The organism is Providencia rettgeri (genome assembly GCF_013702265.1).
Taxonomy (GTDB): domain Bacteria; phylum Pseudomonadota; class Gammaproteobacteria; order Enterobacterales; family Enterobacteriaceae; genus Providencia; species Providencia zhijiangensis.
In genome coordinates, this window is the sequence record NZ_CP059348.1 from 3,921,483 (window position 1) to 3,935,929 (window position 14,447).

Here is a 14,447-nt window from a genome sequence, read left to right on the forward strand (position 1 = left end):
AGGAAACTGACACTCGTATATTATTTTATTATCAATGAATATATCCAAGGTATCTCATGGCTGAATGGAACGGTGAATATGTCAGTCCGTATGCTGAACATGGCAAAAAAAGCGAGCAAGTCAAAAAAATTACAGTATCGATTCCTTTAAAAGTACTGAAAATTTTAACTGATGAACGCACTCGTCGTCAGATCAATAACTTGCGCCACGCGACTAACAGTGAATTACTGTGCGAAGCCTTTTTACATGCATTTACTGGTCAACCGCTGCCGGATGATGATGATTTGCGTAAAGAACGCAATGATGAGATCCCTGAAGCAGCAAAAGAAATCATGCGCGAGCTGAGTATTGACCCAGAAACTTGGGAATATTAATCCTTCTGCGTCTTTCTTTAACACTCGGCTTACTGATGTAGGTCGAGTGTGACTTATCTTAGTCACCTATTTCACCTAAATAGCACTCTTACCCGCTGATCCCCCCATCATTTATTTTCATTATCTTCATGCTGTTAAGCAATTTCATTTGTTGCCGATAACCAATATACGCCTTTTGCCATGGATTAATCTTTTGGGCACTTAATCCGTCAGATAAAGCGCGATTTTTCTTTCCTCTAAAGACTATTTTTACAGCTAAATGCTTAATTATATTAAAAAACAATAAAGCCTGCTGTATATCAAGTTTTATAGGGATCCTGCATAGATAAATTAAATAGTTATCTATACTCATATTGCGTGATCCGAATACATAGCTAAATGGAATTTATAATGAAAAAAATTATTGCCATATCTCTACTCAGTTTGGTGTCTAGTGCTGCCTTTGCAGGGGCAGAAAGCCTGTATGTCTCAGGTAAAATCGGGGCTTCAATTGTCCAAGTTTCCAATCAAAAATGGGAAACCAGTGATAACGAATTTGAAAAAACCAATCTCGGAAATACCAATGATTCTGTTTTCGGTGGCAACATTGCCGTCGGTTACGATTTCTCTAAAACCACCACGTTACCTCTACGTACTGAACTTGAATTTGGCATGAGAGAAAAAGCCTCCACAAGCCACAATCTCGAATCATCCAATGACCCAGGTGTTTTCAGTAGCTCGGACGATGTCAAAACCGATATCACTTTAAACACTGTAATGCTCAATACTTATTATGATTTCAAAAATGATACTAAATTTACCCCGTACGTAAGCGTCGGATTAGGTATGGCAAGCATTAACCACAAAATGCGTTATGACTATAATGAGCATATTGTTAGCATGAACCAATTCACTCATGAAAAGTTCACTAAATCCAAAACCACCACTAACTTTGCATGGAGCGTCGGTTTAGGTTCACAGTACAGAGTGAATAATCACGTTTCATTAGATATGGGATACCGCTTCTTAGATGCAGGAAAATCTGAAGCGAGTTACTACGCAGATAGCCAAGAAAACACCTCAAAAGTGAAAGTCAGAAGCCATGACATTATGTTTGGTGTAACTTACCGTTTCTAAGGATTTTCAGTGAGCACCTAAATAAGTATTATTGAGGCGCTCACTCCAAAGCCAAATATTAAATCTAGATATTCATATTAAGATAAACATTTAATCTTTAATATGTTGCATTTTCAGCATTAAAAACCAAAAAATATTCGTTTTATTCTCACTTTTTAGCTCAATACCTCAAAGTTTCTTACACTGACTATAGCCCTTCCCGCATCACTTATACTCCAGTTAGGTTTCTGTCTGAAATAATTAACTGGTGCTTAATAATGAAAAATTTACTTTTAGCCTTGAGTTGCTTGTTGTTTGCTAATTTAGCAATGGCATCCAGTAATAACGGTGTGTATATATCAAGTAAAATTGGTGTATCTGTCTTGAATATATATGATTCTAAATTCGAATACAGCGATGAAAAAAAGCCCGATTATAAAATGCTGAAGTTTAATGATAAAAGTCATCCCGCTTTTGGTAATTTTATCGGTATTGGCTACGATTTTTATAATCAATTCTCTGTGCCTATCCGTACAGAGTTAGAAGTGGGTATGCGAGGAAAAGTGAGCAACACCCATAGCCTTAATGCACTTTCCACAGTTCCAAATAGTTCAGCTGATATGAAAAACGAAGCCACACTGACAACTGTCATGCTGAATAGCTACTATGATATGAAAAACCAAACTGCCTTCACGCCATATATTTCTTTTGGGTTCGGATTGGCAAGTACGCGATATGAAATTACACAACGATCAGAATTCGAAATTTTTGGCCTTAAACAACGTTCCAATCAATCAAAGTCAGATAGAATCAATAAGCTAGCATGGAGCATAGGATTGGGTAGCCGATATGCCTTCAGTGATAATCTCTCATTTGACTTAGGTTATCGGTTTACTGAGGCGGGGAAATACAAAATTTCCATGCAGAATGCTTTCAACAAAGATGGTACTGACACCTCAACCATAAACCTCGCCAGCCATGACTTTATGTTTGGCGTCGCCTACCGTTTTTAATCACTCAATTGGCGGATTTTAGGCAATAAAAAACCTGTTCAATTGAACAGGTTTTCTTACTGAATACGTTAAATCAACTTCAACGTGACAGGTTTTATTACTTTTTAGCACCTGGGATGCTGAAACGCTGGTTGAAGCGATCAACACGACCACCGGTAGCAACATCACGTTGTTTACCAGTATAGAACGGGTGGCAGTTACCACAAACGTCCAGGTTCAGAGAGTGACCAGCTGTTGAGTTGATTTTCATTACGTTGCCGCAAGAACAAGTTGCAGTAACTTCTTCGTATTTAGGGTGAATACCTTTTTTCATGGGAGAACCTCTAATAAGGCCGTGTCGCCATTCCAGCCCTAACGCCGGACACCACACGTCGTGTTGATTAAATTTAGTTTATTGGCAAAACAAAATTAATTGATACCAAAGGCGGCGGATCATACAGAAAATCTGTTTATCACGCAATGAAAATAGCATGATTTTTGTGGTACTCTAACAGAATACCCTCATCTTTTTGTACAAAAAACAGACGGAAATCCAGCTATGATCGTCGTTCAGGTGGCGTTACCTGTTCCTTTAAATCGCACATTTGATTATCTCTTGGGTGCAAATATGCCAGTCCCCGTCATCGGTGGGCGAGTCATGGTACCTTTTGGCAAACGCCAAGCCCTTGGTGTGGTTGTCAATCTGAGCGATAAAAGCGAGTTTCCCGAAGACCAACTCAAAACCGTGGAGCTAGTATTAGATTCACAAACTCTGTTCCCCGATGATCTCTGGCAACTGCTGCTGTGGTCATCTCAATATTACCATTACCCAATTGGCGAAGTGCTATTTCACGCGATGCCAACCTTACTGCGCCAAGGAAAACCCGCTGAGTTTACCCCGATCTGGCAATGGCAAGTGACTGAAGAAGGTCAGGCGGCGGATCTGAATGAGCTAAAACGATCCCCAAAACAGCAGCAAGCACTAGCGCTATTACGCCGCCGTCCGGTTTATCGCCATCAAGTTGGTGAGCTTGAAATCAGTGAAAGTGCTCTGCAAGCATTGAAGAAAAAACAGTATGCCGAGTTGTACCCAGTTCAACCAGTTGCAGAAAAATGGCAATCACAGTTTGCCGTGAGTGGGGAACGTTTACGACTCAATAGCGAGCAAGCCACCGCTGTAGGCGCAATTCGCGCAGAAGATGATAATTTTTCGCCGTGGTTACTGGCGGGGATCACCGGATCGGGAAAAACCGAAGTCTACCTGAGCGTGTTAGAAAATATTCTGGCTCAAGGTAAGCAGGCGCTGGTATTAGTCCCTGAAATTGGCTTAACACCTCAAACCATTAATCGCTTCCGTGAACGCTTTAATGTACCTGTCGATGTTTTGCACTCTGCGCTCAATGACAGTGAGCGCTTAGCGGTTTGGCTGCGCGCCAAGCAGGGTTCTAACGGCATTATCATCGGGACGCGCTCTGCCTTGTTCACGCCATTTGCCCGCCTTGGCATCATTATTATCGATGAAGAGCATGACAGTTCGTATAAACAGCAAGATGGCTGGCGCTACCATGCCCGTGATTTGGCAGTTTTCCGTGCAAAAAAAGAAAATATCCCAATTATCATGGGAACTGCGACGCCATCACTAGAAACACTGAGCAATGTGCAACAGAATAAATATCGCCAATTAAATTTGACGATCCGCGCAGGCAATGCCCGTCCCGCTGAGCAGCATTTGATTGATTTAAAAGGACAGCCACTTAAATTTGGGCTGTCCCATTTACTGATCCAACATATTAAAAATCACCTCGCACAAAATAATCAGGTAATTTTGTTTCTAAATCGCCGAGGTTATTCCCCAGCACTTATCTGCCATGAATGTGGTTGGATAGCGGAATGCCAGCGTTGCGACCATTACTATACGCTGCACCAAAATTTTCATCAGCTACGTTGCCATCACTGTGATAGCCAACGTCCTGTCCCACGCCAATGCCCACAATGTGGATCAACACATTTAGTCCCTGTTGGGATGGGAACCGAGCAACTGGAAGAAGGGATTTCCGAGCTATTTCCAGATGTACCCGTGACTCGTATCGACCGAGATACCACCAGCCGTAAAGGCGAACTGGAGCAACATTTGAACGCTGTGCATAAAGGCGGCGCACGAATTTTGATCGGTACACAAATGCTGGCGAAAGGACACCACTTTCCTGATGTGACTCTCGTGGCATTGCTGGATGTAGACGGCGCCTTATTTTCGAGTGACTTTAGAGCTGCCGAACGTTTTGCACAATTATATGTACAGGTCTCTGGACGAGCGGGACGAGCAGGCAAGCAAGGTGAAGTGTTCTTACAAACTCACCACCCTGAACACCCTCTTTTGCTGACCTTACTAGAAAGTGGCTATAACGCCTTCTCCACAGAAGCCCTTGAAGAGCGCCGAGTGGCAATGCTCCCCCCATTCACTAGCCATATTTTGATCCGCTCTGAAGATCATAATAATCAGGATTCAAGGCAGTTTTTACAGAATGTTCGCCAATATATTAGCCAGCACCCACAAAGTGACTCGCGCTTATGGATTTTAGGCCCTGCACCGTCCATTCAAGCTAAACGAGGCGGACGTTTTCGCTGGCAACTTTTATTGCAACATCCATCACGCGCCTATCTCCAGCAGTTTACTGCGCAATTATTACCTGAGTTACTAAAACAACCGGAAAGCCGTAAGGTAAAATGGAATATTGATGTGGATCCTACGGACGGTTAACAGCACTAACTTACCCTAAAAACGGGTACTGTAACTCACTGACTCCAATAACTAAACCATCATTTTTTCCATAAACGCATGGATTAAGAATTTGGATTAAGTGGTTATCACTATAACTATTTTCAAAATTTGCGAGGCAGCTCTAAAAAATGATGCAAGTCACACTTTTTATGCAAACTAGGTAACAGATATTATTGTGAAACTCTTTAGAATGTCTTTTAATTAGCAAAATGACGTGTTTGCGCCATTCAAAAAAAAGCAATCGATTAAATAGACAAAGGAAGGCGTTGTGGAAAGTAAAAAGCACAATAATACGGCGACCATGAAAGATGTCGCGAACGCAGCAGGCGTATCAACAGCCACCGTTTCTCGGACATTGATGAACCCTGAAAAAGTCTCCCTACAAACACGTCAAAAAGTTGAGCAAGCCGTCTTAGACGTTGGCTATTATCCTCATAACCTCGCCCGCAGCTATAAACGCAATGAATCCAAAACTATTCTCGCGATCGTCCCAGACATTAGCGATCCCTTCTTCAGCGATGTGATCTGCGGCATTGAAGAAGTGGCAGCCCACGAAGGTTACTTTGTGCTCATTGGTGACTGTAAACATCAGCAGAAACAAGAAAATGCCTTTATTAACCTAATAATTACCAAACAGATTGATGGCATGGTTCTGTTGGGCTCTAACTTACCGTTTGATGTCTCAACCGAAGAACAAAAAAACCTACCGCCAATTGTGATGGCCAACGAATTCGCGCCGGAATTAAAACTTCCAACGGTGCATATTGATAACCTCACCGCGGCATTCAATGCTACCCACTACCTGCTAAAACAAGGTCATAAACGTATTGCTTGTATCGCAGGTCCTGAAGAAATGCCACATAGCCAATACCGTTTAGAAGGGTATAAAAAAGCGATGTTACGTACTGGCGAAGGGCTGAGAGAGAGCTATATTGTGCGTGGGGATTTCTCTCATGAAAGTGGCGCCGAAGCATTAAAAACATTACTTTCTTTACCAGAGCCACCAACTGCCGTTTTCTGCCATACTGATATCATGGCATTCGGTGCAATGTGGCAAGCGAAGAAAATGGGGCTAAAAATTCCCGACGATATCTCTTTTGTCGGTTTTGATAACCTCGAGCAAGCCAAATATACATTACCCGCACTGACGACCATCAATCACCCTCGCAGGGAAATTGGTCGCCACGCGATGCTATTATTACTAGAACAGCTACACGGAAATAGTGTCACCGCAGGTTCTCGTCTCCTAGATTCTGATTTAATCGTGAGAGAGAGTACAAAAGCGCCTAAATGCTAGGCAAAATCGTTAAGGTTAAGTAACATATGACCTAAATAACGATTAACAACTGACAACTAGTGAATTAATAGCGTGGCACAAAAAGATTATGTAGCTCGAGGACGGTCGTCCGCTCGTAAAAAAGGCAAAGGCAAATCGAAGAAAGCCCAAGGGCTACCACTAACCACATTAATTGTGGCGGTCGCTATTGTGGTGTTATTCGTGGGTGGCCTATTTTTTATTACTCATAATAAAAAAGAAGCGCCTCAAACTGCACTCCCCACTCAAGCTGCAAAACCGGGTAGCACCCTGCCACCTAAACCCGAAGAACCTTGGCGCTATAAAAGGGAGCTGGAAGAGCCTTGGCAAGATTACACTTCGCCATCGCAACCGACCACAGGTAGCGGCAATATTCGTCAGTCTGATCTCACCACCGAACAGCGCCAGTTGTTAGAGCAAATGGATTCTGATCGTCGCCAGCCTGTGACCAACCTGCAAGAAGTGCCATTTAATGGTAAGCCGGTACCGCGCTCACAAGTGGTGATCAACGAACCTGCTAAGCCAGTTGAAACTCCGACCCAACGCAAACCGTCGATTATTGAGCCAAAACAGGAAACACGCCCAGTTGCGCCAGTTCAGCAAGCTCAGCCTGTCGCAAAACCGGAAGTGAAATCTGAGCCTAAACCAGAGACAGCTCCGGTGAATAAAATGCAGAATATGCTCGTGCAATGCGGTTCATTTAAAACGGCAGAACAGGCTGAATCAGTACGTGCCACTCTCGCATTTGCGGGTATTGAAAGTCGCGTCACCGCAGGTGGTGGCTGGCATCGCATCGTATTAGGCCCATATTCTAAGTCTACCGCTGAAAACATGCGTGACCGTGCAGCAGGCGTTGGCGTGAGCGGTTGTATTCTTCGTGCTTCTGGGGGTTGAAAAATCCCCCCGTCCCCCCCATCTACTGTTTTAATGTACTCGTAAGCAGTTATTTTTGAGTTCAATCTCTTTCAAGTGATAGTGAATAGACCACTATCACTTGAAATTTATCTATCAAAAAATGAAATCAACTGCATTCTTTTTGTAATACAACCAGGGGCTAACTCATGACAACAATCGTAAGTGTTCGCCGTAATGGCCAAGTTGTAATCGGTGGTGATGGACAGGCGACGATGGGTAATACCGTCATGAAAGGCAATGTCCGCAAAGTACGCCGTTTATATAACGACAAAGTCATTGCAGGATTTGCCGGTGGCACCGCAGACGCATTCACTCTCTTTGAACTGTTCGAGCGCAAGCTTGAACTCCATCAAGGACACCTCACTAAAGCGGCGGTGGAATTAGCCAAAGATTGGCGTACCGACCGCATGCTGCGCAAATTAGAAGCGCTGCTTGCCGTCGCTGATGAACACACTTCATTAATTATTACGGGTAATGGTGACGTCGTTCAGCCTGAAAACGACCTGATTGCGATTGGCTCCGGTGGCCCATATGCACAATCCGCAGCACGCGCCCTTCTCGAAAATACAGACTTAAGCGCTCGCGAAATCGCGGAAAAAGCCCTCGCGATAGCGGGAGATATCTGTATTTACACCAACCATAATGTCAACTTTGAAGAAATTTCTTCAAAATCATAAGGATTGCTAGCATGTCCGAAATGACTCCACGCGAAATTGTCAGCGAACTCGACAACCATATTATTGGCCAACATAAAGCTAAACGTTCTGTTGCTATTGCCCTGCGTAACCGCTGGCGCCGTATGCAGTTAAATGAGCATTTACGCCATGAAGTAACCCCAAAAAACATTCTGATGATTGGTCCTACCGGGGTAGGTAAAACAGAAATCGCACGCCGTTTAGCCAAACTGGCAAATGCGCCATTCATCAAGGTTGAAGCCACTAAGTTCACGGAAGTGGGCTATGTAGGTAAAGAAGTTGACTCTATCATCCGCGATCTTACCGATTCTGCGGTAAAAATGGTGCGTTTACAGTCTATCGAGAAAAACCGTTATCGTGCCGAAGAGATGGCGGAAGAACGCATTCTTGATGTGTTGATCCCACCAGCAAAAAATAACTGGGGACAAGCAGAACCTGTTGATGAGCAATCACCAGCACGCCAAGCATTCCGTAAGAAATTACGTGAAGGCCAGTTAGACGATAAAGAAATTGAAATTGAAGTTTCCGCAGCACCAATGGGCGTTGAAATCATGGCTCCTCCGGGCATGGAAGAGATGACCAACCAACTGCAATCTATGTTCCAAAACTTAGCAGGTCAAAAACAGAAGCCTCGTAAGATGAAAATCAAAGAAGCTTTTAAACTGCTGGTGGAAGAAGAAGCGGCAAAACTGGTTAATCCTGAAGAGCTGAAAGAACAAGCCATTGAAGCCGTTGAACAAAACGGTATCGTGTTTATTGATGAGTTCGATAAAATCTGTAAACGTGGTGGTCAAAGTTCAGGTCCAGATGTGTCCCGTGAAGGGGTACAACGTGACCTGCTGCCATTAATCGAAGGCTGCACCATCTCAACTAAGCACGGTATGGTGAAAACTGACCACATCCTGTTTATCGCATCTGGGGCATTCCAAGTCTCTAGCCCATCTGATTTGATCCCAGAATTGCAAGGTCGTCTGCCAATTCGAGTTGAGCTCCAGGCTCTAACGACTGAAGATTTCGAGCGCATCTTAACTGAGCCTAATGCTTCTTTGACTGAACAGTACAAAGCGCTGATGGCAACAGAAGGTGTTAGCGTCGAATTCACCGCGGATGGTATTCGCAAAATTGCAGAATCTGCATGGCAAGTGAATGAATCAACCGAGAATATTGGTGCGCGTCGTTTACATACCGTGCTAGAACGTCTGATGGAAGATATCTCTTTCGACGCCAGCGAGCGCGACGGACAAAGTATCACAATCGATGCTGAGTATGTCCGCCAGCACTTAGACGAACTGGTAGCAGACGAAGACCTGAGTAGATTTATTTTATAATCTTATTAATTATCAGGTTTTCATGTATCCTTAATGGATGTTAGCTAAAGTGCAGCAATCTTGCTGCACTTTTGACATATAAAATCCAACTTAATAAGAACATTTACTCCCAATAATTCAAACGGTCACTCAGCAGCAAAGCCACGTTACCCATTGAAATATCACGAGTACGGTGAATAAATTACATGAACTCATCTTCAATCAGCCGCAAACAAGCTTGGCTAGAAAGTTTACGACCAAAAACCCTGCCATTAGGGGTGATTGCCATCGTCACTGGATCCGCATTGACCTATTTCACGGGTAACTTTAAGTGGCCGGTCGCTCTGCTTTCTATTATCACAGCGGGCTTATTACAAATTTTATCTAACCTCGCCAATGACTATGGCGATGCGATTAAAGGTTCAGACACCGCTGAACGCATCGGGCCTCTGCGCGGAATGCAAAAAGGCGTTATCACCAAAGAAGATATGAAAAAAGCGCTGAAGCTGAATATCTTCGCGGCTTGCCTTTCTGGCCTATTGTTGATTATTGTCGCGTGCGAAAAACCAGAAGATGCCATCGGATTCCTTGGCTTAGGGTTAGTGGCTATCGTGGCTGCCATCACTTATACCGTCGGTAAAAAACCTTATGGCTACCTTGGCCTTGGGGATATTTCCGTTCTCATTTTCTTTGGCTGGTTAAGTGTGATTGGTACTTTTTACCTACAAGCGAACAGCTTTAATATCATCACTGTCCTGCCAGCAACAGCTTGCGGTTTACTGTCTGTGGCTGTTTTAAATATCAACAATATGCGTGATATTGAAAATGACATTAAAGCGGGTAAAAATACGTTGGCAGTGCGCTTAGGCCCACAAGGCGCGCGCATGTACCACGCCATTATTATCATCGTCTCCATCTTATGTTTGGTATTTTTCAATTTACTCTATTTAACAGGTTGGGCGGGCTGGTTATTCTTATTGGCGGTGCCAATGCTAATGAACCATGTGCGCAAAGTCCTTTCTGATCCTACCCCTGAAGGGATGCGCCCAATGCTAGAAAACATGGTGAAAATCGCTTTAGTCACCAACGTTTTATTCTCCCTCGGGGTTATCCTGAGTAAATAGTCTCAATTATTTGCTGTTTTTTTGACTTTTCCCGCTTATTTTCTGGCGGGAATTTTGCCAATCAGTGACTAAAAGGGATATACTGACCTTCCTCTTGCAGCAAAAAAGACCTAAATCCTATGAAATATGATACTTCCGAACTCTGCGACATCTACCAAGAAAGCGTTAATGTAGTAGAACCTTTATTCTCCAACTTTGGTGGACGTACTTCATTTGGCGGTCAAATCATTACAGTAAAATGCTTTGAAGATAATGGCATTCTGTATGATTTGCTGGAAGAAGACGGCCATGGGCGCATCTTGCTGGTGGATGGCGGTGGTTCAGTGCGTAAAGCACTGATTGACGCTGAACTCGCTCGATTAGCGGTAGACAATGGCTGGGAAGGTATTGTGGTTTACGGTGCCGTCCGTCAAGTGGATGCATTAATGGAGTTAGATCTCGGCATCCAAGCTGTTGCTGCAATCCCTGCGGGTTGCCCTGACGAAGGTATCGGCGAAAGCGATATCCGCGTTAATTTTGGCGGTGTGACGTTCTTCTCCGGCGATTATCTATATGCCGATAACACAGGCATGATTTTATCCGAAGAACCACTGACCCAAGCAGCTAACGACGATTTCGACGAAGCCATCGACGAATAATCCCCACCAAATTCCATAAAAAAGGCAGATATCACTATCTGCCTTTTTCTTTTCTGCTCTGTTTTCTATTTTCTGTTTTTCACTTCTTTCAGAAAACAAACGTCTAAATACCTCTAAATAATTCACATTGTAGGTAGGCGGCAAACGAAGGTATTCCTAGGAGCATACAAAAGTATGTGACTAGGATAACTGAGTGCGGCCAACACCCCTACAATGCGAAGTATGACGAGGAAATTAAACTTCTTCCATCTTGCCGAGAAGCGTCCGTAACCTCTCCTGCCAAGTTGCCTGCTCTTGCTTCAGCTGTTCATTTTCACGAACCAGTGATTCAGTACCTGATTTGTTGGTTTGTAACTCTTGGCTTAATGCACTGTTTTGTTCTTTCAGTTCATCAATTTCCATCTGCATTAATGCGATGGTATCGATGGCTTGCTGAACTTTGGATTCTAGTTTCTCAAATACTTCAAATGACATGTTCGGATCTCCCTTTATAAGCGCTTTCCCCCGATTGTAAGTAGCATGATCCTCTGTGTCCAGTGACTTACACTTGATTACAAACATTATTCTTTTAATTGTTTCGACCGTGACTATTCAAATGTTTGAATTCGACCTTAAAAATGATTGTTTGTTTTCGTTTTTTGGTGATTTGACACACAGTTTTCACAAATCGCAATATTCGATTATCTTTTTTCTCGCTAAATTAACAGAATAAATTTTCGCGAAGAAAATTTTACTCGTGCAAAACGCCCCCTATATTGACTATTGCAGGATGAATAATTATGAGCAAAATGACACCTTCAACACTGACTGGTCAGTGTATATCGGAGTTTCTTGGAACTGCTCTGTTGGTTTTTTTTGGTTTAGGATGTGTCGCAGCTGTACGTATTGCGGGTGCCCAGTTAGGCCTTTGGGAAATTAGTGTGATTTGGGGCTTCGGCGTCGCGCTGGCAGTTTACCTAACTGCGGGCATCTCTGGCGCTCACTTAAACCCTGCCGTCACATTAGCATTATGGTTATTCGCGTGTTTCGATAAGCGAAAAGTAGTTCCTTACATTATCGCTCAAATGCTCGGGGGCTTTTGTGCTGCTGCCCTAGTTTACTCAATGTATTCCCCTGTCTTTTTCGATTACGAACAAGTTCACCATATTGTTCGTGGCACGCAAGAAAGTTTATTTACTGCGGGTGTCTTCTCAACTTACCCTGCGCCACAAATCAGCGTGCTCCACGCATTCTTTATTGAAGTGGTGATTGCCGCCATTTTAGTCTGCTTAATTTTAGGTTTAACCGATGATGGTAACGGTGTTCCTAAAGGTCCATTAGCGCCATTATTGATTGGTATCTTAATTGCGGTTATCGGCGGCTCTTTTGGTCCATTGACTGGATTCGCCTTAAACCCAGCGCGTGACTTTGGCCCGAAAGTCGTGGCTTATTTAGCCGGATGGGGTGATATTGCCCTGACAGGTGGACGTGATATTCCTTATTTCCTTGTCCCATTGACTGCACCGATTGTTGGTGGTTTGCTAGGGGCATTCGGTTATCGCAAATTAATTGGTCGCCATCTGCCTTGCATGACTTGCGAGTCTGATGAAGAAGAGAAAAAATCCTCTTAATACCGTTTCTTATTTCCAAAACTGGGTTTACTTAAAACCAGATTAACCCATTGCTGAACAGGTTTAAATTATGACAACAGAAACCAATATCGTTAAAAAATATATTGTCGCTCTTGATCAAGGCACAACCAGTTCGCGAGCTGTCGTTCTCGACCATGATGCAAATATCGTCAGTATTTCCCAGCGCGAATTCACGCAAATTTACCCAAAACCAGGCTGGGTAGAACATGACCCAATGGAAATTTGGGCAACACAAAGTTCGACTTTAATTGAAGTTCTCGCTAAAGCCGATATTCGCACCGATGAAGTGGCGGGTATCGGTATCACCAACCAACGTGAAACCACAATTGTTTGGGAAAAAGCGACAGGTAAACCCGTCTATAATGCGATTGTTTGGCAATGCCGCCGTACCGCTGACTTTTGTACTCATTTAAAAACGAACGATAAAGAACTTGAAGAGTATATTCGCCAAAACACAGGTTTAGTGGTCGACCCTTACTTCTCCGGTACCAAAGTGAAATGGATCCTCGATAACGTCGAAGGTGCTCGTGAACGCGCAGAAAAAGGTGAATTACTGTTCGGTACTGTCGATACTTGGTTAGTTTGGAAAATGACTCAAGGTCGCGTCCACGTCACTGACTATACCAACGCTTCTCGAACCATGTTATTCAACATTCGTAATTTAGAGTGGGATGACAAAATCCTTAAAGCGTTAAATATTCCTCGTAACATGCTGCCAGAAGTCCGCCCTTCTTCTGAAGTTTACGGACAAACCAACATTGGGGGTAAAGGCGGTACGCGTATCCCAATTTCGGGTATTGCGGGTGACCAACAAGCGGCACTGTATGGTCAATTGTGTGTAAAATCCGGCATGGCAAAAAATACCTACGGAACTGGCTGCTTCTTATTAATGAATACTGGGGATACTGCCGTTCGTTCCAATCATGGCCTATTAACCACCATCGCTTGCGGCCCTAAAGGCGAAGTGAACTATGCCCTTGAAGGTGCGGTATTTGTGGGCGGAGCTTCTATTCAGTGGCTACGTGATGAACTGAAACTGATTGATGAATCCACCGACTCCGAATATTTTGCGACTAAAGTTAAAGACAGCAATGGCGTATATGTTGTGCCTGCCTTTACAGGTCTTGGTGCACCTTATTGGGATCCGTATGCGCGCGGCGCTATCTTTGGTTTAACGCGTGGGGCAAACCGCAACCACATTATTCGTGCAACATTGGAATCTATCGCGTATCAGACTCGCGATGTCCTCGATGCGATGCAAGCCGATTCTGGTGAACGCCTAAAAGCATTGCGTGTGGACGGTGGCGCCGTTGCGAATAACTTCCTGATGCAGTTCCAATCTGACATTCTCGGCACCTCTGTCGAGCGTCCTGAAGTACGCGAAAGCACAGCGCTGGGTGCGGCTTACTTAGCGGGTATCGCCGTTGGATTCTGGGAAAGCTTGGATGAGCTGCAAAGTAAAGCCAACATTGAACGCGTATTTAAGCCAGGTATTGAAACCACCGAGCGTAACTATAAATACGAGGGTTGGAAAAAAGCGGTCGCTCGTGCTCAAGAGTGGGAAGATCGCGCTTAATTTTTC

General features: G+C 43.8%; 15 protein-coding genes. 12 read left to right on the plus strand and 3 right to left on the minus strand.

The window, feature by feature from the left end; genetic code table 11:
• The first annotated feature begins 56 nt into the window (after positions 1–56).
• Positions 57–374 (plus strand): met regulon transcriptional regulator MetJ, encoded by a 318-nt coding sequence (gene metJ, locus H0913_RS18120; protein WP_181477710.1) that lies wholly within the window; start codon positions 57–59, stop codon positions 372–374.
• A gap of 88 nt (positions 375–462) precedes the next feature.
• On the opposite strand, the gene H0913_RS18125 is transcribed toward metJ, so the two are convergent.
• On the minus strand, positions 463–726 hold the full coding sequence (locus H0913_RS18125; RefSeq protein ID WP_154603279.1) for a hypothetical protein: 264 nt from the start codon (positions 724–726) through the stop codon (positions 463–465).
• 38 nt (positions 727–764) lie between these two features.
• On the opposite strand from H0913_RS18125, the gene H0913_RS18130 reads away from it, so the two are divergent.
• Together H0913_RS18130 and H0913_RS18135 are read left to right on the plus strand one after the other, a co-directional pair.
• Positions 765–1,490 carry an outer membrane protein gene (locus H0913_RS18130; RefSeq protein WP_181477711.1) on the plus strand — a complete coding sequence of 242 codons (726 nt, stop codon included), beginning with the start codon at positions 765–767 and terminating at the stop codon, positions 1,488–1,490.
• 257 nt (positions 1,491–1,747) lie between these two features.
• Positions 1,748–2,482: an outer membrane protein gene (locus H0913_RS18135; protein WP_181477712.1), complete on the plus strand. Its 735-nt coding sequence runs from the start codon at positions 1,748–1,750 to the stop codon at positions 2,480–2,482.
• Between the two features lie 97 nt (positions 2,483–2,579).
• On the opposite strand, the gene rpmE is transcribed toward H0913_RS18135, so the two are convergent.
• Positions 2,580–2,795 (minus strand): 50S ribosomal protein L31, encoded by a 216-nt coding sequence (rpmE, locus tag H0913_RS18140; RefSeq protein WP_036950864.1) that lies wholly within the window; start codon positions 2,793–2,795, stop codon positions 2,580–2,582.
• Positions 2,796–3,020: 225 nt separating this feature from the next.
• Between rpmE and priA the strand changes: the two genes are divergently transcribed.
• The 7 genes from priA (at position 3,021) to rraA (ending at position 11,234) form a co-directional block, all read left to right on the plus strand.
• Positions 3,021–5,219: a primosomal protein N' gene (gene priA, locus H0913_RS18145; RefSeq protein WP_181477713.1), complete on the plus strand. Its 2,199-nt coding sequence runs from the start codon at positions 3,021–3,023 to the stop codon at positions 5,217–5,219.
• Positions 5,220–5,508: 289 nt separating this feature from the next.
• Complete coding sequence (cytR, locus tag H0913_RS18150; protein WP_181477714.1) at positions 5,509–6,537, plus strand: DNA-binding transcriptional regulator CytR; 1,029 nt, start codon at positions 5,509–5,511, stop codon at positions 6,535–6,537.
• 72 nt (positions 6,538–6,609) lie between these two features.
• Complete coding sequence (ftsN, locus tag H0913_RS18155; protein WP_181477715.1) at positions 6,610–7,449, plus strand: cell division protein FtsN; 840 nt, start codon at positions 6,610–6,612, stop codon at positions 7,447–7,449.
• 167 nt (positions 7,450–7,616) lie between these two features.
• Positions 7,617–8,147, plus strand: coding sequence for an ATP-dependent protease subunit HslV (hslV, locus tag H0913_RS18160; protein WP_006660514.1), 531 nt, complete (start codon positions 7,617–7,619; stop codon positions 8,145–8,147).
• A gap of 11 nt (positions 8,148–8,158) precedes the next feature.
• Positions 8,159–9,493: an HslU--HslV peptidase ATPase subunit gene (gene hslU / locus H0913_RS18165; protein WP_108479178.1), complete on the plus strand. Its 1,335-nt coding sequence runs from the start codon at positions 8,159–8,161 to the stop codon at positions 9,491–9,493.
• A gap of 185 nt (positions 9,494–9,678) precedes the next feature.
• Positions 9,679–10,596 (plus strand): 1,4-dihydroxy-2-naphthoate polyprenyltransferase, encoded by a 918-nt coding sequence (locus H0913_RS18170; RefSeq protein ID WP_154603275.1) that lies wholly within the window; start codon positions 9,679–9,681, stop codon positions 10,594–10,596.
• 119 nt (positions 10,597–10,715) lie between these two features.
• Complete coding sequence (rraA, locus tag H0913_RS18175; RefSeq protein ID WP_154603274.1) at positions 10,716–11,234, plus strand: ribonuclease E activity regulator RraA; 519 nt, start codon at positions 10,716–10,718, stop codon at positions 11,232–11,234.
• Positions 11,235–11,468: 234 nt separating this feature from the next.
• On the opposite strand, the gene zapB is transcribed toward rraA, so the two are convergent.
• A complete protein-coding gene (gene zapB, locus H0913_RS18180) occupies positions 11,469–11,708 on the minus strand; it encodes a cell division protein ZapB (protein WP_154603273.1) in 240 nt (79 codons plus the stop codon).
• A 305-nt stretch (positions 11,709–12,013) separates the two neighbouring features.
• On the opposite strand from zapB, the gene H0913_RS18185 reads away from it, so the two are divergent.
• Together H0913_RS18185 and glpK are read left to right on the plus strand one after the other, a co-directional pair.
• Complete coding sequence (locus H0913_RS18185) at positions 12,014–12,844, plus strand: MIP/aquaporin family protein (protein WP_154603272.1); 831 nt, start codon at positions 12,014–12,016, stop codon at positions 12,842–12,844.
• Between the two features lie 70 nt (positions 12,845–12,914).
• Positions 12,915–14,441 (plus strand): glycerol kinase GlpK, encoded by a 1,527-nt coding sequence (gene glpK / locus H0913_RS18190; RefSeq protein WP_132497051.1) that lies wholly within the window; start codon positions 12,915–12,917, stop codon positions 14,439–14,441.
• Positions 14,442–14,447: the final 6 nt, after the last annotated feature.

Excerpts from the sequence above, each read along its gene's own strand:
- metJ (WP_181477710.1), top strand. The coding sequence starts at position 57 with ATGGCTGAATGGAACGGTGAATATGTCAGTCCGTATGCTGAACATGGC.
- H0913_RS18130 (WP_181477711.1), top strand. The coding sequence starts at position 765 with ATGAAAAAAATTATTGCCATATCTCTACTCAGTTTGGTGTCTAGTGCT.
- glpK (WP_132497051.1), top strand. The coding sequence starts at position 12,915 with ATGACAACAGAAACCAATATCGTTAAAAAATATATTGTCGCTCTTGAT.
- rpmE (WP_036950864.1), bottom strand. The coding sequence starts at position 2,795 with ATGAAAAAAGGTATTCACCCTAAATACGAAGAAGTTACTGCAACTTGT.
- priA (WP_181477713.1), top strand. The coding sequence starts at position 3,021 with ATGATCGTCGTTCAGGTGGCGTTACCTGTTCCTTTAAATCGCACATTT.
- hslU (WP_108479178.1), top strand. The coding sequence starts at position 8,159 with ATGTCCGAAATGACTCCACGCGAAATTGTCAGCGAACTCGACAACCAT.
- hslV (WP_006660514.1), top strand. The coding sequence starts at position 7,617 with ATGACAACAATCGTAAGTGTTCGCCGTAATGGCCAAGTTGTAATCGGT.
- rraA (WP_154603274.1), top strand. The coding sequence starts at position 10,716 with ATGAAATATGATACTTCCGAACTCTGCGACATCTACCAAGAAAGCGTT.
- H0913_RS18170 (WP_154603275.1), top strand. The coding sequence starts at position 9,679 with ATGAACTCATCTTCAATCAGCCGCAAACAAGCTTGGCTAGAAAGTTTA.
- H0913_RS18185 (WP_154603272.1), top strand. The coding sequence starts at position 12,014 with ATGAGCAAAATGACACCTTCAACACTGACTGGTCAGTGTATATCGGAG.
- zapB (WP_154603273.1), bottom strand. The coding sequence starts at position 11,708 with ATGTCATTTGAAGTATTTGAGAAACTAGAATCCAAAGTTCAGCAAGCC.
- H0913_RS18135 (WP_181477712.1), top strand. The coding sequence starts at position 1,748 with ATGAAAAATTTACTTTTAGCCTTGAGTTGCTTGTTGTTTGCTAATTTA.
- H0913_RS18125 (WP_154603279.1), bottom strand. The coding sequence starts at position 726 with ATGAGTATAGATAACTATTTAATTTATCTATGCAGGATCCCTATAAAA.